The sequence below is a fragment of the Burkholderia sp. 9779_493 genome, assembly GCF_015712215.1.
In the GTDB taxonomy this organism is placed as follows: Bacteria; Pseudomonadota; Gammaproteobacteria; order Burkholderiales; family Burkholderiaceae; genus Burkholderia; species Burkholderia cenocepacia.
Window position 1 is genome coordinate 140511 of sequence record NZ_JACCQA010000006.1, and the last position, 21945, is coordinate 162455.

The following is a 21945-nucleotide window of genomic DNA, read 5'->3' on the forward strand; positions in this document are numbered from 1 at the left end:
CTTGACCCGGCCCTTGGGATCGCCTTTATGCTGGGCGCAACGAATCGACAGCAAAGAGGTGACGGATGGGTACCGCCACACCCGGCTTGAACGCGTCGGCCGCCGCCGCGCGGCTCGGCGTCTCGATCAAGGCGCTGCGGCTGTACGAGCGGCACGGCCTCGTCACGCCGGCGCGCACGCCGGCCGGATACCGCACGTACGGCCCGGACGATCTCGCCCGCGCCGCCGACATCGCGGCACTGCGCAAGCTCGGCCTCACGCTCGCGCAGGTCGCGAGCGTGCTCGACGGCGACGCGCGCGGTCTCGACGCAGCGCTGGCCGCCCACGAAGCGGCGCTCGATCACGGGATTCACGATTTCGTCAGCAAGCTCGACCGCGTGCGCGCGATGCGCGCCGGCCTGGCACGCGGGCGGATGCCGGCGGACGGCGAACTCACGCGGCTGCTCGACCCCGGCAGCGCCGGCGTCGCGTTCAGCCTGCCGTGGCCGTGGGGCGGCGAGTGGTTCGAGTGTCGCGATATCCGGCCGCTGAACTACATCATCGGTTCGCCGGGGAGCGGCAAGACGCGGCTCGCGCTTCGGCTGGCGGAGGCGCTGCCTGGCGCCGTGTTCGTCGGCCTCGATCGGCTGGACGACGATTGTGCCGCGGCATTCGATGCAGTGCGCGCCGATCCGGAATTGAAGTCGCGCGTCGATCGCACGTCGGCGTTGCTCGCCGCCAAAGGCGCAACGCCGTCGCCAGCACTGACGGCACTCCTCGTCAGCCTCGAAGCGCAAGGCCCGCGTGCGCAGATCGTCGACATGATCGAACAGGGCCTCGACCGGGCCACGCAACTGGCGTTGATCGCTCATCTGCGCGAATCCGCAGCCGCCGGCATGCGGCCGCTGTTCCTGCTGACGCGCTCGTCGGCGATCCTCGATCTGGCGGCGGTCGGCCCCGACGAAACCATCCTGCTGTGCCCGGCCAATCACAGCCCGCCTGCGCGCGTGGCGCCTTACCCCGGCGCGCCGGGGTATGAAGCCGTGGCCACGTGCCTGGCGGCGCCGGAAGTCCGCGAGCGGATCGCGCGGCGGCCGGAAGCGCGCGCTATGATGCTCGGTACGGAACGCGAAATGAATTGAATGTTTCGCGACCTGTCCGTCGGAGAACATGATGGCACGCGACACGCGGGTAGAAATCGAACTCGACGATATCGAATCGACCGAACAGTTGCACGTACGACTGATGAAGAAGTTGAGTTTCCCGGATTGGTATGGAAGAAACTGGGATGCGTTCTGGGACGCCATTACCGCGCTGGTCGATATGCCGCTCATTCTCCGGCTGAAAGGTTGGTCGGAATTCGAACGCCGCTTTCCCCGCGACGCGAAGCTGATGCGCGACTGCCTGCAGGACATGGCCCGGCAATATCCGGCCTTCGCACCCCGTGTCGAATACGATTGATCGAACTCGCCGCGAGCCGCAAGATCGTGCGTCCGTTCCTTCCAGACTAGATCGCGACAACCTCAAATGGATTTGCCCCCGGATTGACGCCATTGTGACAGTTACGCCACCGTCACGATCCCAGCCGCCCCATCCTGCGCGCCATCGCCGGGCTCACCGCATGCACGGGATCGAAGCCGAAGAATTCGAGCACGTGCCGCGCGACGTCGTCGCGATCGTTGTCCGCGCAGATCATGTGATAGCTGTTCTCCAGCACGATCCCGCGCGCGTCGGGCAGCTTCTCCAGCAGGAAGTCGGCCGAGCGCAGGCTCGTCAGCTCGTCCTCGCGCGCATGCAGCACGAGCGTCGGGCACGGCGTGCCGGCCGCGGCGTCGAGCGCCCAGTCGCGCATCCGGTCCACCTGCCGCACGCACGCGAGCGGCACCCACGCATAGTGGAAACTGTCCTGCCGCTCGAACTTCTTCTTCACGATCGCGCGGATCGTCGCGTTCTTGATACCGAACGGATCGCCTTCCTCCACGCGCATTCGCTCGGCGACACCCGGCACGCGGTACAGCACGTGCCGCAGCGACCGGTACCACGGCGTCGACCAGCCGTCGATGAACATCGGCGTCGCCAGCAGCGCGAGCCGGCCGCGCGCATGCTGCACGCGATGACACAGCAGCAGCGCGACGAGCGCGCCCATGCACATCCCCGCGACGTGCAGCGTGTCGTACTCGCGCGCCAGCGCGCGGTATTGTTCGGTCACCGCATCGAGCCACGCCTCCGCGCGCACGCCGACCAGATCCTCCGGGCGCGTGCCGTGCCCCGGCAGCGTGATCATGTGCGTGTCGCCGCCCGCGCGCCGCATCGCCTTGTGCAGCGAACCGAGATCGTATTGCGTGCCGCCGAGCCCGTGGATCAGCAGCACGCCCGTGCGGCCCGTCATGACGCGTACCCGCTCATTCGTCCGCCGGCCACACGCGCTCGAGCTGCCACACGCCCGCCACCACCGTCACGTCGACGTTCGAATCCAGCAGCGGCGCGCCGTGGTCGGTGATCGTCCGCGTGCCGCCGTCGCGCAGCACGATACGCAGCGACAGCGACGCGCGGTCCTCGCCCGCGATCTCCGCATTCCAGTAGTCGCGCAGCGCGTCGCGATCGCCCGGCTGCACGCGTTCGAGCACGAGCGGCACGGTCGCGATCTGCGCGGCGTCGACGCCGACGCCGAACACGCGCTCGACGTCGCCGCTCCACTCGATCCGGCCCGACTCGGGATCGAGCACGTACGCGATCTGGCCGGCGCTCGCGAGCGCGAGCTCCATGTTGTTCTGCAGGACGGCCGCATGCTCGTGCACGCGCTCGCGCGTCGTCTTCAGCGTGCTGACCGTCAGCACCAGCAGCGACGCGACCGCCAGATAGAGCTGCGCTTCGAGCAGCGCGCTGCCGTAATGCGCGTGAAGCGACGCGAACGGGCCGTCGCCTTGTGCGGTCTGCTCGATCACGATCAGCGCGAGCACCAGCACCGACGACGAACCCGCCCGGCCGCCGAGCAGCAGCGTCACCGCGACCGTCAGGAACAACGGGACATACGTGAGCGCGAAGCCGGCGCCCGTGCCGAATTTCCGCGACGTATCGCCGTCGAAGATCACGAGCGCGACGGCCGCGAGCAGCACGAACGCAACGATGCCGAGCACCAGGTCGAAGCGCTCGTGGTCGCCCGAACGGTGCGCGCGAAAGCGCGACCACGACGCGAGCACCGGCGTGACCAGCAGCACGCCGACGAAATCGGATGCGGCCCACACCGACCACACGTCGAAGAACGGCGCGCCCTTGAGCGTCGTGTACCACGCCGCGCCGCCGATCGCGCCGACGACGCCCGCGATCATCCCGGCGAGGACCACCGAGCGCAGGAAATACAGCCCTTCGAGCGAAAAGCGCACGCGCTGCACGAGCCAGACCGCGAGCGCAGCCGCGCCGACCTCGTCGACCGTGAACAGCACCGCGTTGACGAGGCTGCCGTGCTCGATGGCGGTCAGCGCGAGCTGCCCGACCAGGAACGCGCCGGCCAGCGTCAGCCAGTCGCGCATCGGCCGCAGCATGAATGCGCCGACCGTCACGCCGGCCGGCAGCCAGATGTAGCCCGTCAGCCGGACGGGGCCGTTGAATTCGTGCGAGATGTAGCCGGTCGCGAGATACAGCGCCGCCCAGAGCAGCGCGGCGACGAGCCCCGGCCGCGATCGTTTGGTGTCCATCGAGAATCCCTGTGTATTGCGCCGTGCGTGCGAGCGATGTGCGAATGATAGGCGGGCGGGTTGAACGGCGGAATACCGGAAGGCGGCAGCACGTTCGGGGCACCGGCGCGCGCCCGCAAGCTGGCGAGTGTGACCGGGAAGGTATCGGAAAAGTTCGCCGCTTGCCGGGCGCTATCGGGACACGTCTGCAAGCCGTCTTGTCCGGATGGCCAAAATCGCACGCGGCCGGTCATTCGGCCCTGCGATGAAAGGCAGTCGAAAGCATTCGTTTCGGGTATCGTCCAGCTCTCCCATCTGCATTCCATACGACCGCAAATGAAAACAGTCCCGACCCGGCCGATATCTGCCTCTTCGACGCGATGAGCCGATTTCGCGTCACGTACGACGGGCCCGCGCTCGAATCGTCCGAGATGGACGTGCGCGAACTCGCGCCCGCGCTGCTCGCCTTCGGCGATTTACTCGACGCGTCGACGCGCGCACTGTGCGGCGCTCAGGTCCGGCCGCAGGTCAACGTGCGCGGCAGCTTCAAGACCGGCAGCTTCGGTATCGACTTCACGCTCGCGACCTCGCTGCTCGGCCGCATGCGCGACATGCTGAGCGGCAACGAAGGCACGGCGCTCGCCAATGCGGTCACGATCCTGACCGCGCTCGGCATCGCCGCACCCAAGGCGAGGAAGGGGCTTTTTGCCGTCCTCAAACGGCTGCGCGGGCGCGAGATCACGCACGTACGGATGCAGGACCGCACCGCGGTGCTGGACGTCGACGGCGACACACTCGAAATCGACCTGCCCGTTCTCACGCTGCTACGCGACGTCCGCGTTCGCCAAGCCACCGCGCAAGTGCTCGCGCCACTCGCGCGCGAAGGCATCGAGATTTTTGCGGTCGGCACCGATACCGAGGTGTACGAGATGGTCGCCCGCAACGAGATGGCATGGTTTCATGCGCCGGAGCCAACCGATGCACTCCTGCTCGACGAGCATCGCAAGATGGCGTTCTCGATCGTGTCGCTCGCGTTCAAGGACGACAACAAGTGGCGGCTGCACGACGGCACGTCGACGATTCACGCGACGATCACCGATGCCGGCTTCCTGTCGCGCGTGAACAACAGCCAGATCAGTTTCAGCAAGGGAGATCTGCTCTTGTGCAATGTCCGTGTGCAGCAGTGGCAAACTTCGGACGGGGCAAAAACCGAATACGAGGTCACGGATGTCCTCGAACATCGCCCGGCCGGCCTGCAGATTCCGTTGCCGGGCCTGTGATCCACGTCGCGGCCTCGCGCCCGACGCAACGTCTCACCACTCATGAAACCCGCGATCCATCTGCGTGCCGCGTCCCGGGAAGACCTCCCGTTCCTGTTGACGCTCCGTCGACTCACGATGACCGAGCACCTGCAGCGCGTCGGCGCGCCGACCGACGATGAAGCGCACGACCGGCGCATCCGCGCGAACTTCGACGATGCGATGATCGTCTGCGAAGGCGTCGACGCGATCGGCCTGCTGAAGGTGACGCGCGCTGCCGGCGAATGGCACATTCACCAGATCCAGATCCTCCCCGCGCGCCAGGGGCACGGAATCGGCGAAGCCGTGCTGCACGCATTGCTGACCGACGCGGCACGCGCGCACGTGCCCGTGTCGCTCAGCGTGCTGCACGGCAACCCTGCGCGGCGGCTCTACGAACGGCTCGGCTTTCGCGTCGCGTCGGACACCGACACGAGCGCGAACATGATCTGGCACGCGTGACGGCCGGCGCTCGGCGCCGCCGCATGGCCATTACTGCGTGATCTTCGCGTCCTTCAGCAGATTGCCGATCATCTGCGCACTCGCCTTCTCGGCCGCGATCGCCTGCAGTTGCTGCTGAAGCGTCGGCTTCGCGGTCTCGAAGCCCGGCACCTGCGTCGGCCGCTTCGCATCCAGCTTCACGATCGCCCGCACGCCATCGACCGGAATCGAATCCTTCGTCACCGCGCCGACCGACAGCTTCTCGAGCGCCTGCGCGACGGGCAGCGGCAATCCGGCCGTCTTGCCTTCCACCGCCGGCGTGTTGAAGCTCACCCACGGCAGCTCGCCGCCGGTATCGCGGCTCGGCGCCACGCTGTACTGGCGCGCGAGCCCGTCGAACGACTTGCCCGCTTTCAGCTCGCTCAGCACGGTCGCCGCCGCGACCGGATCCTTGACGACGATCAAACGCGGCTTGAATTCGTTCTTGCCGAGCGCGGCGACGAGTTCGTCATAGCGCGCCTTGACCTGCTCGTCGGTCACCGGCTCCGGCTTCACGTGGTCGCGCAGGTACAGCTGCACCTCGGCCGTCACCTTCGCCTGCTGCATCGCCGCCTTGACCTCGGGCTTGTCCGCGTAGTTCGCCTTTTCGGCCGCCTGCTGAACCAGCACGCGCGTGATCAGCTGATTCTTGATCGCCTGGCGGATCTGCGGCGAATCGGGCTGACCGGACGCGCGCAGCAGCGTATCGACGTCGGTCTGCGTGATCGGCGTGCCGTTGACGGTCGCGACGGTCGCCGCCGTCTGGGCGTGGACAGGGCCGCTCAGTGCGCTGGCCAGCGCAACGATCGTCAACAGGCGGTTCGGTGTCGTTTTCATTTTCATCGGGGTTGTCACTTCGAGCATAAGAAACGCGGCAGCGGCAGCCGCGCCCGTTCATCGGGCACGCCCGCGCAGCGTCCGCGGGTGCCGCTGTCATTGTGCACGGAACCGCGTTTGCGCGTCGGGAGGTTGGGGCGGCTGGCCACCGTGGTGCGGCACGCAGTGTGCCCACCGTTCATTGCATGCGCGTTGCGCAACCATCCCGAGAAAATGCGTCGATGGTCTTCACGACTTTCCGTCCGCGTCCGCAGCCGCGGCCCGAAGCGACCGCACCAGCACGTTCAGCCCGTCAGGGCGTCCACCGGTACACGGTGATGCTGTTCCCCTTCACGTTGTTCTTCATCACCACGTACTCGCCGTTCGACCGGCGGTACGCGCGGATGCTGTACATCGCATCGATCGCGCTGCTGGTGTCGACCGTCGCGGGGCTCGTGTTGACGAGCGTCGTGTCGAGCTTGCCGGTGGTGAGGTTGAACGCGTCGACGTTCGGCCACAGCGGCCCGCTGCTGCTGAACCAGTAGCCGACGAACAGGTGGTTGCCCGCCGCGTCGATCGATTTCGCGCCGCTGTGCGGCAGCGTGATCACCGGGTCCGGCTTCGTCGTATTGCCTGCTCGCCAGCCGTGATACACCTCGATGCGCGTGCCGATCGACGTCCAGTCGTTGCTGCCGAGCGCGCCCTGCGCGAGCACCATCGTGTCGCTGTCCGCGAGATACACGATGCGCGTGAGCGGCTGGATGCTGGCCGGAATGCGGGTCGCGACGCCCGGCCCCCACGACGGCTTGCCATCCGCGTCGAAGCCGGTCAGCGGGTAATGCGTGATCGCGCCGGTCTTGTCGAGGCCGGCCCACACGCCATCCTGGCTGTCGAGGCTGAAGCCGCCCGTCACGCGTTGCGTCGTGTTGAACGCGGGGCCCGGAATCGAGCCGTCCGGAATCGCGATGTAGCCGTTCGCCGCGTTGAAGTGATAGAAGTAGAAAATCGGCGGATTCTGGCCGGCCGCGACGAGGATCCGGTTCGCGCCGACCGACGTGATCATCCCGAAGTGCTCGTCGCGCTGCGTGTCGCTCATGTTGATGCGCGGATCCGACGGGTACGTGAACGGATCGACGGTATTCGCGACGAACTTGCCGCCCGCGCTGCCGCTGTAGATATGCGTACCGCCGTAGAACAGCGCACCGTCCGTGACCGGGTCCGGCGCGGCGATGCCTTCGAAGTTCAGCGACTGCAGCGTCCAGCGCAGGTTGCCGTTGCTGCCGTACGCATGAATGTCGGTCGCGCCGTTGCGCCCGAGATCCCAGCTGCCGCCCCACGGATTGTTGAGCACATAGAGGTTGCCGCCGGTGTCCTTGCCGATCCCGACGATGCGCGTGAAGCGTTGCGGGCCGACCTGCCCCTTGATGCCCGTCGTCGTGTCGAGATAGCCGCCGCGCACGCCGAACGTGCCGGCCAGCGCAGGCTGGCCCGATATCGAATAACGCTTGATGTTCTGGTCGGGGCCTTCGTCGCCCACCAGCAGTTGCCCGGCCGCCGCATCGACATGCAGCGCCGACGGATGCGAGCCGGCCGGCATCCGGATCGTATTCAGCAGCGCGCCGGTCGGCCTGAAGCCGACGATCGAGCCGGCGCTTTTCTGCGCGACCCACACGTTGCCCGCGCCGTCCACCGCGAGCGCGCCCGGCGCCGACACGCCGATGTCCCGCTGCCACACGCCGTCGGTCGTGAATACGCGCACGCGATTGCCGTAGAAGTCGCTCGCATAGAGCAGCGAGCCGGCCGTCGCGAGCCCGGTGACGACATCGATGCGCGGCTGGTTGGTCGCCGCGCTGATCTGGATGACACGATCGCGAACCTTCGTCGCGCGGCTGTAGCGCCCCACCGCGCCGCTGCCGTACGTCTTGCCGGGCTGCAGCGCGACGAACAGCGACGTTGCATTGCCGGTGATCGCGCTGCCCTGGAATTCCGAATGCGCGCCGATCGAGCCGATGCTCTTGCCGTTCTGGTAGATCGCGACGCCGCCCTCATCCTCGTCCCACATCGACGCCGTGTAGATCACGCCTTCGGGCGCGACCCACATCGCGCGCGCGACGTTGCCGACGTGCGCGGCGAGCGTGCCGTACGTATTCGCGAGCCAGTCGGTGGTGTTGGCTGCATGAGCAGCGGGTGCACATGCGGCGATCGCCGCGGCAACGAGCGCGGCCTGGATGCGTTTTCTGGCGACCATGACGGATGCTCTCCTGAACAGGGTAGTCATTCACATGAGGGATCGGCCGGCCAGATGGCTTGAAGCCCGCGAGATGTAAATTCTTCCCCGAATCATCCGGCGCAGTCGGTATGACATACGGCATGCATTCGATCATGCGCAGGGCGAGAATAACGTCATATAAATCGAAAAAAATTGCGAATCGCCCCATGCTTGCGGCGAGCGCCGCCGCCCGTCAGTGAATGGTCACTTACGCGCCGGATCGGGAATGGGGAAAATCAGGCGAGCGCCTGTCGGAATATCGCCGCCGATTCGACGTCGATCGATTGAAACGGCGAATGCCATTTCGGCAACATCGGGAAAAGCCGCCGCCCCAAAACACATTGCCGGCCCGAATCCGTATCGAATCCGGGCCGGCGAATGTCATTTGCCGCGGGTTGGGCAACGCGGCGTTGCGCCGCCGCGTTGCCACGCGTCATGCCGACGTTTCCCGCACCTTCACCTCGGCTACGCGCGCACCGTCCGAATCGTCGTCGTCGCGCGGCGCGTCGAGCTGCCCTTCCCACTTCGCGACCACGGCCGCCGCGATCGAGTTGCCGACGGCGTTGGTGGCCGAACGCCCCATGTCGAGGAACATGTCGACGCCCATGATCAGCAGCAAACCGGCTTCGGGCATGTTGAACTGGTTGAGCGTCGCCGCGATCACGACCAGCGACGCGCGCGGCACGCCCGCCATCCCCTTCGACGTCACCATCAGCATCAGCAACATCGTGATCTGCGTGCCGAGCGGCAGATGGATGCCGTACACCTGCGCGATGAACAGCACCGCGAACGTGCAGTACATCATCGAGCCGTCGAGGTTGAACGAATAGCCGATCGGCAGCACGAAGCTCGAGATCTTGCGGTTCACGCCGAAGCGGTCGAGCGCGTCCAGCAGCTTCGGATACGCGGCCTCGGAGCTGGCCGTCGCGAACGACAGCAGGAACGGCTCGCGAATCAGCCGGATCAGCGTGAACGCGCGCTTGCCGAGGAACGTCACGCCGGCCAGCGTCAGCACGGCCCACAGCAGCGCGAGCGCCAGGTAGAAGCTGGCCATGAACTTCGCGAACGTGAGCAGGATGCCGAGCCCTTCGGTCGTGATCGTCGACGCGAGCGCCGCGAACACCGCGACCGGCGCGAACCCCATCACCGCCCCCGTCACCTTCAGCATCACCTGCGCGAGATCCTCGATCACCCCGGTCAGGCGCTTGCCTGCGTCGCCGAGCGCGGACAGCGCGGTGCCGAAGAAGATCGAGAACACGACGATCTGCAGGATTTCGTTGTTCGCCATCGCCTCGGCGATCGACTTCGGCACCAGGTGCACCACGAAATCCTTCAGCGTGAACGCGCCCGTCTTCAGGTTGAGCGCCGCATCGGACGGCGGCAGCGGCAGGCTCAGGTGGCTGCCCGGCTGCAGGAGCGTCGCAGTCAGCAGGCCGAGCAGCAGCGACGTGAACGACGCGATGAAGAACCAGCCGAACGCCTTGACGCCCACGCGGCCCACCGCGCTGCCGTCGCCCATCTGCGCGATGCCGACGGTCAGCGTCGCGAACACCAGCGGCGCGATGATCATCTTGATCAGGCGCAGGAACACATCGGACAGCAACGACACGTACCCGGCGACCTCCTTCGCCATCTTCGGGTCGGGAAACGCGCTATGGCAGGCGTAACCCACGGCGATGCCAAGAATCATCGCGACAACGATGTACCTGGTAATGTTGTGCTTCTTTTTCATTAGTGATCCAAATTACAAAGCGTATGTTGCTAACGGCTGGCCCATCATTCGCGTCCGGCTGCGAATCGAAACCTGTGTCTCCAAGCGGGCGACCCTGTCCGGTTCGGGCGGTCGCCCGGGCGGACAAGGGGGGGCATTCTAACGCAAATGGTCGGCCGGCTTTCAAATCTGAAAGCGCCGCGGGTTGATTTGCGTCCTGATGTCGTCGGGAAAGGGCAGGTGTCGCGGTCCGGCTCGCTTCCGGTGCGGCCGGATGCCGGGGAATTTCAGCGGATCGGATAGCGCGCGGCTTGCCGGAAGGCCGCGGCGAACGTGTCGACGCGATGCGCGCCGGTGGCGTCGGGCGTCAGGCAACCAGCACGTAGGTGCGGAAGAAATCGCCGAGCGCGGCGGCCGTCTGTTTCATGTCGACGGACGTGCCGAGGCTGCGGTCGAGCCACAGGCCGTTGAACAGCGCGAAGACGATGTTCGTCGCACCGGCAGGATCCAGCGATGGCCGGACCCAGCCTTCGGCCTGGCCGCGCGCCAGCAGCGCCGCAAGATCCGCGCGCATCTTCCGGTCGAGCCCGACGATATCGGGGCGGCGTTCGGCATCGCGCGCCAGTTCGAGCCAGCTGTCGACACCGAGGCCGTCATCGCCTTGCGCCATCATCCCGGCCAGCTCGTCGGCCGTGATGCCGGCCAGCCCAAGCAGGCCGTCCCTGCTGAGGATGCGGTTGAAGTCCCGCGTATAACGCTCGACCTCGACCGCGATGATCGCGTCGATCATCTCGCGCTTGTCGGCGAAATACCGGAACACCGCGCCCGCGCTCATGTCGGCCGCCGCACAGATATCTTCCGTGCGCGCGCCGTGGAACCCCTTGGCCTTGAAGACCCGGGCGGCCGCGGTCAGGATCTGCTCGCGGCGCTGCTGATGAAGGTTTTCGTTCCGTGTACGCGCCATGCTTCCCGAAATAACCGGACTAAATCGTCGCATTATAGGGAAGGCATCGACCCGAATCAAATCCGGCGCCATCGTTGCAATCGAAATCGCGATCGCGGGAAATCGTCACGCACCGGGCGACACGATCCAGCGATCACGACAGATTCTCACAAAGATGCGCAGACCTCGACACTACGGCACGTAAACGATCTGTAATATTTGGAAATGATTCGCATTGACGCCGTACGCCGACGTCGATGCGCAATCCCGGGCCGGAAACGCGGCACCGCGTTCGCGTCAAGGCTTCCATCAGGTCGAGTCCGGCATTTCATCAGTATTCCTCTGAAATGACGGATCGATAAAAAAGCGGCATCGTGATGAACATTCTGTACACCAACTTCCACGGCGATTACGGCGGCGGCCAGGACACCTACGTCCGCGATCTCGCCGTCGCGATGAGCCGCCATCACCGCGTGACCGTCGCGTCGCCGGCAGGCAGCCGCCTGTCGCGACTGCTGAAGGACAGTCCCGACGTGGCGATCTTCGACATGGAATTCAAGCCGCGCTGGAACCGGCTGTGCCGGGAGATTCTCCGGCTGCGCCGGCGGATCGCCGCCGAGCGCTTCGACGTGATCCATGTGAACGGGGCCGCCGATCACCGGCAGGTGATGCTGGCGCTGCTCGGCTGCCGGTATCGGCCCGCGATCGTGCTGACCAAGCACAACACCTATCGCGCCGACAGCCTCGGCAACGTGCTGCGTGCGCGGCTGGCCACCGACCACACGATCGCGGTCAGCGACTACGTCGCCAGCATGCTCGCGCTGCGCTCGCCGTACGGCAACGTCACGGTGGTCAAGCACGGCGTGCGCCGGCCGGCCGCCGAACGACTGGCCGGCGACGAGATCCGCCGCCGCAAGATCGCGCTGTTCGGCGCGTCCGGCGCGGAGGCGATCGTGCTCGGCAGCAGCGCCGGCACCACGCCCGAAAAAGGCTGGATGGACCTGATCGCGGCGCTGGGCCGCCTGCCGGAAGCCGAGCGCGAGCGGTTTCGCGTGCTGCTGATCGGCGCGGAGCCGTCCGGCGAGCAGCGCGAACAGCTCGCGCGGCACGGCATGGCGTCGCGCACCGCGTTCACCGGACGGCTCGACGACGTGTGGGCGCCGTTCTCGATCATCGACGTGTCGTTCGTGCTGTCGTACCACGAGAGCCTGTCGTATGCGTGCCGCGAAGCGATGTCGCTCGGCTGCCCGGCGATCGTGACGCGCGTGGGCGGGCTGCCCGAGAACGTCGAGCCGGGCGTGGACGGCTGGGTCGTCCCGCCCCGCGAGCCCGCGGCGATCGAAGCGATCCTGCGCGCGATCGTGCAGGAACCCGGCTGCGTCCGCGCGATGGGGCGCAGCGCGCGGCTGAAAGGCAAGCGCGAATTTTCGTTCGACGCGTTCGTCGACGCGACCTTGTCCATCTATCAGAAGTCGATTCGACACAACCCGTACCGCTGAGTGACTTCCTTGAGATCCACGAAATGGCATTGAATATCTGGAAGAAGTACTGGGACCTGCGCACGCAGGAATGTCCGTGTGACGTGCACTTCGTCGAATGGCTGGAATCCGTGCACCTCAAGGGCATCCGCATCTATCACTTCGGCACCGGCGGCCACCACCATGTCGGCATCGAATGCGCGCGGCCGCACCTGAACAACACCGTCTTCGGCGTGACGGCATCGCCGAAGGAATACAAGTCGTATGTCGATCTCGTCACGCGGCAACCGGAGGTGAGCAAGACCTACCTCGCGTATTTCGGCGACATCTATACGAGCCATTCGCGCCTGCTGCCGACGTTCGACGTCGTCACGCTGTTCCATCTGTGCGAATTCCGCGGCGAAGCGAACAGCCGCTACGGCGCGAAGACCGACGAAGAAGTGCTCGACCTGTTCGCGCGCCATACCGCGCCCAACGGCCATCTGTTGTTCTACACGGGATCGTCGGCGTATCGAAAGGCCGAACCGATCATCGCGCGGTGGGCCGCCAATGCCGATTTCGTCGAGGTCGGCGACTTCAAGACCCTGCGGATTTTCCGCAAGGCCGCGTAATCCCGCTTTCCTGCGACCCGCCGATGCTTGCGCGCACCCCACGCTATCCGATCCTGATGTATCACCAGATCCGCCCGCTGCCGCCGCCGACCGACCGGCTGCGCAGCCTGAGCGTCGCGCCCGACGCGTTCCGCCGCCAGATGACGCTGTTCCGGCGGCTCGGCTACCGCGGCCTGAGCGTGCGCGAACTGCAGCCGTACCTGCGCGGGGAGCGGCAGGGCAAGGTCTTCGGCATTTCGTTCGACGACGGCTTTCTCAACGTGCTGACGCATGCGATGCCCGTGCTGGATGCGCTCGGATTCACCGCGACCTGCTACTTCGTCGCCGGCCGGTTCGGCGGCGCGAACGACTGGGACGCGGGCGCGCCGACCACGCGCTCGCCGCTGATGACCTGCGAGGACATGCTCGCGTGGCGCGATCACGGCCATGAAATCGGCTCGCATACGCTCGATCACGTCGCGCTGTCGTATGTGCCGGCGCCTGTTTCGGACTTTCAGCTTACCGAATCGAAGCGGCAACTCGAAATGCTGAGCGGGCAATGTGTCGAATCGTTCTGCTATCCGTACGGCGATCTCGACGCACGCGTGCGCGATCAAGTCATCGCTGCCGGTTACGGCAACGCGACGACGACCCGACGCGGATGCGCCGGCGCGGCCGACGATCCGTTTCTGTTGCCGCGGATTCCGGTCGCGGGCGGGGTCGGGGCTGCGAGGCTGTGGTTCAAGTGCTGGAAGGGGCGGATAGCGGGGCGCCGATAAGTATCCAGGCAGTTCGTCCGGATGAACCGGTACCACGCCGAGCCAATACCCGTCTCCTTCGATGTCACTGTCATCATCCGCACCTTGTGTGGGCCATATTCATCGTTCTGGTCAGCAATCCTTCACGCTCCGACCGCACTCGAAGCATGTCGCGAGCAAGGGACCAGGAAGCGTCCGCGGCCGGCCCATGCGCCGCCGAATCTCGGCGGCAATCATCACGTCGCACGCAGCGCGGCGACTGCAACGTGCGTGCGCCGTGTCCCGGGCAATGCGATTCAGAAGCGGTATCCGACCGACAGGAACGTCACGATCGGATTGACCCGGAATTTGCTGGTGCTCGTGACCGTGCCGACGGATGACCGGGTAGTGAGCGTGGCGCGCGTCGATACCCACGAATACGCGACCGACGCGTTGATCGACCAGTGCGAATCGATGTTGTAGGTCAGGCCGCCGTTGACGACGGGCGCGAAGGAATGACTGAGCGACACGGATGTCGGTCCCTCGAGCGCAGTCCCGACGGTCGGCGAGAAATAGATCTGGCCGGTGGAAACGGGATTGCTGAGCTTGATGTTGCTGAACCACGTGTAGGTGACGCCGGCGCCCAGATACGGCCTCAACCGTGCATTCGGCTGGCCGAAGTAGTAGTTGAAGATGATCGCTGGACTCCAGGCCCGCGCGGTCCCCAGCTCGCCGAAACCGCTGAGCGTACCTGCGCCGTTCAAGTGCCAGGTCGGCGGAAAGCCCATGACCGTCGTCGCCGCGATATGGTCGGTCAGGAAGTACGTTGCGGTCAGTCCGAACGTATCGCCGCTTGCGATGTCCCCGCCGCTGCCGGTCATCACTTGCGACTGGCCGAGTGCATTGAGGGTCAGCGGATCCGCCGATCCCTGCGGGGCAAAGTGGGACCAACCGGCACTGACCACCCACTGACCGGCTGATTGCGCATGCGCGCCAGAAATGGCCGCGACCAATACGACGGCTCCTGCACTGATTCGTTTCATGATTGTCTCCAGATTTTGGTGTTGGTGTTCAAGAATCGTGAAACCTGTCTTCATCGCCGTGCGCCACGCATGACTTGCGGGCTGTTCCCGCGCGTGTGACGCGCGACGCCAAAAACGTCGGGTGCTGCTTCGTCAAGCGAAATTCCCGCTCCATAAATTCGGATTCCGAATCTATTTGCTCAATTCAATGCCGAACGTTCCGGGAATCGACAATCAGTGATGTTCGGGTTCCACGGAAGTCGAAAAGGCGAACGGGAAGCGGCCCACCACCGTATTGGCCTTCGCTGTCTGCGCGTGATCGCTCAGCGCCACATGCAGGGTGAGCCCGCGCGACGGATCGTCCACCATGCTCACCCGCGCACCCTCGACGCCGGCATCCTTCAGCGCGGAGACCAGCGCGTCGAACGTCTCCCATCGTTTGAGTTCGGGCTTGAAGATCTTGCCGACCGCCGTAAGCGGCATCGCATCGACGATATGAATCCGCTTCGGTATCGCGGCGCGCTCGCCGATCATGCCGCGTATGAACGTGTCGAGCTCCGTCTCGGTTGCCGTTGCGCCGGCTTTCAACTGCACGTACGCGACCGGCAGCTCGCCGGCATGCACGTCGGGACGTCCGATTGCCGCAGCGATCTGCACGGCCGGGTGGCGGTGCAGCGGTTCTTCGATCGTCGCCGGATCGATGTTGTGCCCGCCCCGGATGATGAGCTCCTTGCGGCGGCCCGTGAGCCAGAAGTAGCCCTGCGCATCGCGTCGCGCGAGGTCCCCGGTGTTGAGCCACTGCCGGCCGTCACCGAGATCGAGCCACAGGCTCTTGTTCTGATCTTCCTGAAGATAGCCCGCGAACACGTTCGGCCCGGAAATCGTCAGCACACCGACTTCGTTCTCGACGCAATCGCGCACGTAGCGGCCGGCGTCGTCGAGTATCACCGCCTTCATCATCTGGCCGGGGATGCGCAAGCCGATCGAACCGAGACGCCGTTCGCCGCCTGGCGGATTGACGCTGCTGACGCAGGCGCCCTCGGTGAGCCCGTAGCCTTCGAGGATCCGGACCCCGGTGCGATCCTGGAACGTGCGGAATACTTCCACGGGCATCGGCGCGGCACCGCACAGTCCATATTCCAGCGAGTCGATGTTCCGGCCGTCGACGGGCACGTCGAGCAACGCCGAATACAAGGTCGGCACCGCGCTGAAGAAATTGATCCTGTGGTGCTCGACGATTTCCCAGAATCGTTTGACGACGCCGTCGCCGCGATAGCCCTGTGGCGTACCCAGCACCACATGTGCGCCGCGCGAGAACGGCACCAGGCCGGTTGCCAGCACGGCATTGACATGGAACAGCGGCAGTCCGCAGAACACGGTCTTCCCCGGGCCCATCCCGGCGCCGACGACCTGCCCGACGCTCCAGGCATTGGCCACCTCGTTGCCGTGCCGGCGAATCGCGATTTTCGGCAATCCCGTGGTGCCGCCCGTACAGAAGTAGGACGATATGTCGTCGGCTTCGAAACGCCGTGGGATCAGCAGCGAATCGCCGGATTCACGCGACATCGCACTGTCGAAATCGTGGATCGCGACGTGGCGCGGAACGGCGCCGCGCACGCCGGCGCGCCCGTGCAACCGTTTGCATTCGCGACGCTGCATCGCGCGTGCGGCAATGCGGCGCCACCCCTGCACGCGCTCGGCCAGATCGATCAGGACGAGGCTTTGCAGCGACGGCACCTCGCTCAGGACGGGCTGGATCTTCGACCAGATATCCGTTCCCGGAAAAGGCGCCAGCGTCACCAGCACCTTTGCGTTTGCGGCCTTGAGCAGCGATGCGATCGCCGGCCCCTCCAGCAACGGATTGATCGCGCACACGATCCCGGCCGCTTCGCCTCCCCAGATGACGAAATGCGTTTCCGGCAAATTCGGCAGCACGTAGGCGACCACCGCGTGGCGATCGATACCGAGGCGCGAAAACATGTTCGCGGCGCGGGTGATATCCCGCAGAAGCGCCGCATAGGTCCAGCGCAATGGCTTGCGATGATCGTCGGCGCGCAGGAAAAACGACAAGGCCGGCGCGCTCGGGTCGATTGCCGCACCACGGCCGATCATCTCGTAAGTGCTGGCCGGGAGGTCGGCGGGCGGCCCCTGGTTTTCGATCCGAAGCACGTCCGCTTCGGTTGCGATGGCGTTCATGCGAGCTCGTCCACGATTCGGTTGCGTTGCACACCGAGGTCGATCGCCCCGTCCCTGCTCCGGATCCGCGACTCGACCAGATCCCCGGCCTTCAGGTACTGCGGGCGCGCGGCCTGAACCTTCGTGAAAATCCGCCACTTCATGTGCTCCGGCAGCAACGCGGCAATTCGTTGCTTCGCCGGCGACGGAATGCTGAGCGCGCACCCGGAAGGCGTGCCGGTTGCAAGCAAGTCACCGGCGTTCAGATCCTGAACACCCGAAAGTTCCGTGAGCGTTTCGGCCGGACCGTACACGAGGTTCCCCGTCGAATCGCTCTGCCGCACGTCCCCGTTCACGGTCAGTGTCAGCGTCAGCGCGTGCAGCCGTGCGATATCGCTGGCCTCCAGCAGGCACAGATACGGCCCGACCGGCCCGAACGTCCGATAGCTTTTTCCCTTGTAAAACTGCATTTGGGGAATCTGGATATCGCGTGCGGAATAGTCGTTGACGATCACGAGGCCCGCGACGTACTCGTGCAGGTTCTTGTCCGTGATGGCTTGCCGGGACGTGATATCGCGGCGAAGCACGAGCCCCAGTTCGATCTCGTAGTCCAGAAACCGCACATGTTGCGGCCGGATGACGTCGGAATCGGCGGCGACGATGCAGCTCGTCGCCTTCGTGAAGATCATGTTGAATGACTTCGCATCCGGATTCATGCCGGACTCGATCATGTGCTGGCGATAGTTGGCGCCCTGGCAAACGAACCGTTGATTGCGCGTGACCGGCGACAGCCACTCGACGTCCGATTCGGGAATCGTTTCTCCGTCGAGCGCGGCGAGGTCATCGATCCGATGTGCGCGCACGAATTCGCCGGTCGTCGGGTAGTCGCCCGGTATCGGCGTGATCCGGTGATGCCTCACCACGCCCCATTGGGCGCGCCCCTGATGCCGGTAGTGCAAGACGTGCAATGCCATGAAGATGCCTCGAACAGGTCTGAGTGAAGATGAAGGTCACGCAAACAGCTTCGCGAGCGTGCGCAGCTTCGCGAACGTGACGTCCGGACTGGCCCGGAGGTTTCGGATGAGCGATGCGATGCTGGCGGCGGTGATCTTCGGTTTGGTGAAGCTGCGCGGCATCCGCGGGCCCCACTGCGACATCGCTTCACGGCTGACTTCATGGATGCCCGTCGCCACGTCCGCCGTGAACATGTCCCCATCGCAATAGTGTTCGTGCTTGTCGCCCCAGGGGTCCTGCCAATAGTCGAAGACCTGGCTGCCGAGAATGTGGCGACCCATTCCCCATGCGTGCGTCCATCCTTTTTCGCTCAGCACACGCTGCCCGATCCCCACGGCGTCCGCGTCCACCAGCTCGAATGCCGAGTGGCTGTAAAGCGCTGCGAACCCCTGTGCCAATGCCAGCGTATGGTGATCCGTGGGGGTCGCCCCGCGATCGAGCCGCAAGAACGCGACGGCGGGCGATCCATCCGGCAACACCTGAACGTCGCTCGGGATGAAACCGAAGTGAGACGTGTACCACGCACAAGTCGCCTGGAAATCGGCGAGTTCGAGCACGACATGACCGAGGCGAATCACTTCCGGCGCCGCCAGCGGCGCACGCTGGGTATCGTTCACGCGAACGACGGAATCGGGCGAGTTGAACGGTAACGCCGACCGGTGCGGCAGGGCGCCGGCCCGCGCTTGTCCCGCGACCGCGTCGACACGAAAACCCGACGGATCGACGAGCGTGACGCGATGGCCGCCACCGGGCCACGGCGACAGCGCCACGTCCGACGCGCCCGGCACGCCGGCAAGCTTTCGCAGTGCGTCGATGCCGTCCACTTCAAGCCCGAAGCCGACGAACCGGTTTTTTTCAGCCCGCCGGACGACGTAGCAGAACGGTGTGGCGGCCGTGCCTCGAAGGAACAAATGTTCGCCGTCACGGGATACCGTCCGCAGGCCGAAATCGTTGAGAAATCGTTCGGCCCGTTCGAGATCGGGACGCTCGAACATCAGATAGGAAAGCGCCCGAGCCTTCGTCGTCGGCTGGGGACTCCGTGCGGGTTGTGCAGTCGTGAGCTTCATGGGGGCCTCAGGAAATCGGCTGGGCAATGTGATCGGACAGCGACGACAACGCGGTGCGCGCACCAAGCAATCGCAGGGATTCGAGAACCAGACGGGTCGAGTCGGCCACCGGGCCTTCGTGCAGGACCGTTTTGTCCGGCCGAATCACGGCCGCCCAGCCAAACCGCACGACACCCGGCATGAACGTACCGTCCAGGTCCTCCCATCCGTCATCCTCGATGCGATGAAGGCGCTGCCCGCGGTGCATCACCTGCACCACGACGCCGCCCGCCGCAATAAACGCGGCTCGCGCGCCGGCGTCGAGCTCGACGCCCGGATCCCGTCCGAATCCGATCAGCGCGAGACCACTCCCGAACACGTCGTCGCTCAGGCGGATCGTCCCATCGTGCCTGCGCAGCCATCCCTGCGGCAGGGCTGCGCCGCGCACGAGCCGCGTGGACGAATGGCCAGGGACGAACAGACCGCTCCGGAACGCATTCTTCGGCTTGATCCCGAGTTCGTCGAAATGATTCCGTAGCGGCGGAACGAGCCGCGTCAATCGCATCAGACCATGCGTGAACAACGCGATCCCGGCGTTTCGCGGCATCACGAGCTTGCCCATGAATTTCGCGACGCCGATCATCGCCTTGGCGTGCGGTCGGCGTTCCCGATCGTAGGAATCCAGAATTTGCGGGGTTGCGTGGCCTTTGACGACCCACGCCAGTTTCCAGCCGAGATTCGCGGCATCGCGCAGGCCGGCGACGAGCCCCTGGCCGACGAACGGCGGCGTGATATGGGCGGCATCGCCCGCGAGAAAAACGCGCCCTTTGCTGAACGTCGTGACGGTTCGGGCATGAAAACGGTACACGGCCTTGCGTTCGATCACCATGTCCTCGATGCCACCCCACGGCGCGAGCAGTTCGCGGATGCGTTCGTCGGATTCCATCTCTTCGCGCGTCTCGTCAGGATGGAGCATGAACTCCCAACGCTCGCGCCCCCCGGGTGCGGTCATATGAGGCGTCGGTCGCCGGTGGTCACAGATGAACTCGACATGGTCGATGGGTCGGCGCACGTTTCGCGCATCGACGATCAACCAGTCCTCCGCGAACGTCTTGCCTTTGAAATCCTGTCCGATCAGCTGGCGCACGATCGAGCTGGCGCCGTCGGCACCGACGACGTAGCGGGCGCGCACGACGTGCCGTGCGCCCGGCCCGCTGTCGAGCGTGGCGGCGACGTGGTCGGCGTGCTCGTCGAGCGAGACGAGCGTCACACCGAGCGCCATTCGGGCCGTGCGGTGCGCGGCCAGTCGGGCACGCAAGCATCGCTCCAGGTCCGGTTGATAGAACGTCACGAGCTTCGGATGGCCGTCGATGCTCCCCAGCGTATTGATGCGCCCGAACTCGCCGAACCAGGGCGAGCGCATCCGGACGTACGGAATCGCCACCGTATCGAGGTCGGCTTCGTTCACCCCGACGTACTGCAGGATGCGAAGCGCGTCGTTGTCGAGCGCGATCGCACGCGGCGCCATGAAGATCTCCGCCGCCCTGTCGACGACGAGCACGCGCACGCCGTCCCGGCCGAGAAGCGCACCGATCGCCGCGCCGACGGGACCGCAGCCCACCACGAGCACGTCTACCTCCGACGGCAAGTCGCGGCCGCCGGCACAGTTCGCGTTGTCGTTGCCTTCATGGACGCCCGGCTCGCACGTCAGTTTTGTCTCCACCACCGTTCCGTCTCCCATTCTCGGGACTGGCCACTGCCGGCCGCCTTGATGACATTAAAGTCATAACTGATAACTTTGTCAATTTTGATGTTCGAACGTATACTCGAACACCGAAACCATGCGCACGCCGATGCCCAACACTTCTTCCCGTCGCACCAGAACACCGTCGCCGGCCGTCTCGAACGGGCAAGCGCCGTCGAGCCCCGAGGTTCGCGAGCCGCGGGGCGCGCGCCGCAAGCGCGAGACGCGCGCGCGCCTCCTGGATGCCGCCTTTGTACTCATGGCGCAAAAGGGGATGGAAGGCGTCGCGATCAATGAAATTACGGAAGCCGCGGACGTGGGTTTCGGGTCGTTCTACAACCACTTCGAATCGAAAGAGGCGATTCATGCCGCGGTGTTGGAAATCGTGTTCGAGGAGTTCGCGGATACTCTGGACCGCATCGCAGGCGGCCTCACCGACCCGGCCGAGATCATTTCCGTGTCGCTGCGCCATACATTGCTGCGAGCCAGAAGCGAGCCGGTCTGGGGACAATTTCTCCTGCGCGAGGGGTTGTCCATGCGAGCGCTCAGCCGCGGCCTCGGACCGCGGTTGTTGAGGGATATTCAGAAAGGCATCCTCGCGGGGAGGTTCTCGGCAAGCGACCCGCTGATGAGCGTGATCACGGTCGGGGGCGCGGTACTGACCGCCATTGCGATCGAGCTCCGATTCGATGCGGACGAGAAGCCGGTTACCGACATGTTGAACATGATCGGGTACAGTCAGAACGGCTTTGCCGAACGGGCAGCTTCATCCCTGTTGCAGACCTTGGGTGTGCCGCGAACTGAAGCGATAGAGATTGCGAATCGCCCGTTGCCGCCGGCTGTGACGTCTGCGCCCAACGAATCGCAAGAACGTTAGCGGTCCATCGTTCGGCTGTGATGGGCAGAACCTTGGCGGGTACTCGCGTAGCGCTGACGACCGCGGTCACGCACTCCCACGCCCCGTACCGG

General features: G+C 65.4%; 20 protein-coding genes. 8 read left to right on the plus strand and 12 right to left on the minus strand.

The features are described 5' to 3' along the window. Positions 1-65 precede the first annotated feature (65 nt). The gene (locus H0X95_RS08045; protein WP_059720951.1) at positions 66-1121 is read left to right on the plus strand and encodes a MerR family transcriptional regulator; all 1056 of its coding nucleotides are present in this window, start codon (positions 66-68) and stop codon (positions 1119-1121) included. Between the two features lie 31 nt (positions 1122-1152). Then, the gene (locus H0X95_RS08050) at positions 1153-1440 is read left to right on the plus strand and encodes a barstar family protein (RefSeq protein ID WP_027813915.1); all 288 of its coding nucleotides are present in this window, start codon (positions 1153-1155) and stop codon (positions 1438-1440) included. Positions 1441-1552: 112 nt separating this feature from the next. Here the strand turns inward: H0X95_RS08050 and H0X95_RS08055 are convergent, their stop codons facing one another. Together H0X95_RS08055 and H0X95_RS08060 are read right to left on the minus strand one after the other, a co-directional pair. Continuing rightward, entirely contained in the window at positions 1553-2368 is an 816-nt protein-coding gene (locus H0X95_RS08055) for an alpha/beta hydrolase (RefSeq protein ID WP_059720952.1), read from the minus strand. A gap of 13 nt (positions 2369-2381) precedes the next feature. Then, entirely contained in the window at positions 2382-3674 is a 1293-nt protein-coding gene (locus tag H0X95_RS08060) for an MASE1 domain-containing protein (RefSeq protein WP_196446017.1), read from the minus strand. 359 nt (positions 3675-4033) lie between these two features. Between H0X95_RS08060 and H0X95_RS08065 the strand changes: the two genes are divergently transcribed. Both H0X95_RS08065 and H0X95_RS08070 read left to right on the plus strand, forming a co-directional pair. Further along, a complete protein-coding gene (locus H0X95_RS08065) occupies positions 4034-4933 on the plus strand; it encodes a hypothetical protein (RefSeq protein WP_059720953.1) in 900 nt (299 codons plus the stop codon). 42 nt (positions 4934-4975) lie between these two features. After that, positions 4976-5413 carry a GNAT family N-acetyltransferase gene (locus tag H0X95_RS08070; RefSeq protein WP_006482330.1) on the plus strand — a complete coding sequence of 146 codons (438 nt, stop codon included), beginning with the start codon at positions 4976-4978 and terminating at the stop codon, positions 5411-5413. 30 nt (positions 5414-5443) lie between these two features. Here H0X95_RS08070 and H0X95_RS08075 read toward each other — a convergent pair whose 3' ends face one another. The 5 genes from H0X95_RS08075 to H0X95_RS08095 form a co-directional block, all read right to left on the minus strand. Continuing rightward, positions 5444-6274, minus strand: a complete 831-nt coding sequence (locus tag H0X95_RS08075; protein ID WP_006494558.1) for a peptidylprolyl isomerase — start codon at positions 6272-6274, stop codon at positions 5444-5446. A gap of 286 nt (positions 6275-6560) precedes the next feature. After that, positions 6561-8495, minus strand: coding sequence for an SMP-30/gluconolactonase/LRE family protein (locus H0X95_RS08080; protein ID WP_059720954.1), 1935 nt, complete (start codon positions 8493-8495; stop codon positions 6561-6563). A 257-nt stretch (positions 8496-8752) separates the two neighbouring features. Further along, entirely contained in the window at positions 8753-8953 is a 201-nt protein-coding gene (locus H0X95_RS08085; RefSeq protein ID WP_154641150.1) for a hypothetical protein, read from the minus strand. Next, the gene (locus tag H0X95_RS08090; RefSeq protein ID WP_059720955.1) at positions 8950-10248 is read right to left on the minus strand and encodes a dicarboxylate/amino acid:cation symporter; all 1299 of its coding nucleotides are present in this window, start codon (positions 10246-10248) and stop codon (positions 8950-8952) included. Before H0X95_RS08090 ends, H0X95_RS08085 begins: the two co-directional genes overlap by 4 nt. A 346-nt stretch (positions 10249-10594) precedes the next feature. After that, positions 10595-11263 (minus strand): TetR/AcrR family transcriptional regulator, encoded by a 669-nt coding sequence (locus H0X95_RS08095; RefSeq protein WP_230204561.1) that lies wholly within the window; start codon positions 11261-11263, stop codon positions 10595-10597. Between the two features lie 284 nt (positions 11264-11547). On the opposite strand from H0X95_RS08095, the gene H0X95_RS08100 reads away from it, so the two are divergent. The 3 genes from H0X95_RS08100 to H0X95_RS08110 are packed head-to-tail and all read left to right on the plus strand — an operon-like array spanning position 11548 to position 14017. Next, on the plus strand, positions 11548-12669 hold the full coding sequence (locus H0X95_RS08100; protein ID WP_059720956.1) for a glycosyltransferase: 1122 nt from the start codon (positions 11548-11550) through the stop codon (positions 12667-12669). 29 nt (positions 12670-12698) lie between these two features. Then, on the plus strand, positions 12699-13259 hold the full coding sequence (locus H0X95_RS08105; protein WP_059720977.1) for a hypothetical protein: 561 nt from the start codon (positions 12699-12701) through the stop codon (positions 13257-13259). 23 nt (positions 13260-13282) lie between these two features. Next, positions 13283-14017, plus strand: a complete 735-nt coding sequence (locus H0X95_RS08110; RefSeq protein WP_006494566.1) for a polysaccharide deacetylase family protein — start codon at positions 13283-13285, stop codon at positions 14015-14017. Between the two features lie 275 nt (positions 14018-14292). Here H0X95_RS08110 and H0X95_RS08115 read toward each other — a convergent pair whose 3' ends face one another. The 5 genes from H0X95_RS08115 to H0X95_RS08135 form a co-directional block, all read right to left on the minus strand. Continuing rightward, the gene (locus tag H0X95_RS08115) at positions 14293-15018 is read right to left on the minus strand and encodes an OmpW/AlkL family protein (protein ID WP_059720957.1); all 726 of its coding nucleotides are present in this window, start codon (positions 15016-15018) and stop codon (positions 14293-14295) included. Positions 15019-15231: 213 nt separating this feature from the next. Beyond that, a complete protein-coding gene (locus H0X95_RS08120) occupies positions 15232-17193 on the minus strand; it encodes an acyl-CoA synthetase (protein WP_059720958.1) in 1962 nt (653 codons plus the stop codon). Then, positions 17190-18146 (minus strand): fumarylacetoacetate hydrolase family protein, encoded by a 957-nt coding sequence (locus H0X95_RS08125; protein ID WP_034203074.1) that lies wholly within the window; start codon positions 18144-18146, stop codon positions 17190-17192. Before H0X95_RS08125 ends, H0X95_RS08120 begins: the two co-directional genes overlap by 4 nt. Before the next feature lie 36 nt (positions 18147-18182). Then, a complete protein-coding gene (locus H0X95_RS08130; RefSeq protein WP_059720959.1) occupies positions 18183-19253 on the minus strand; it encodes a VOC family protein in 1071 nt (356 codons plus the stop codon). A gap of 7 nt (positions 19254-19260) precedes the next feature. Continuing rightward, positions 19261-20973: a bifunctional 3-(3-hydroxy-phenyl)propionate/3-hydroxycinnamic acid hydroxylase gene (locus H0X95_RS08135; protein ID WP_059720960.1), complete on the minus strand. Its 1713-nt coding sequence runs from the start codon at positions 20971-20973 to the stop codon at positions 19261-19263. A gap of 100 nt (positions 20974-21073) precedes the next feature. On the opposite strand from H0X95_RS08135, the gene H0X95_RS08140 reads away from it, so the two are divergent. Beyond that, complete coding sequence (locus H0X95_RS08140; protein ID WP_063889495.1) at positions 21074-21853, plus strand: TetR/AcrR family transcriptional regulator; 780 nt, start codon at positions 21074-21076, stop codon at positions 21851-21853. The last annotated feature ends 92 nt before the right edge of the window (positions 21854-21945 follow it).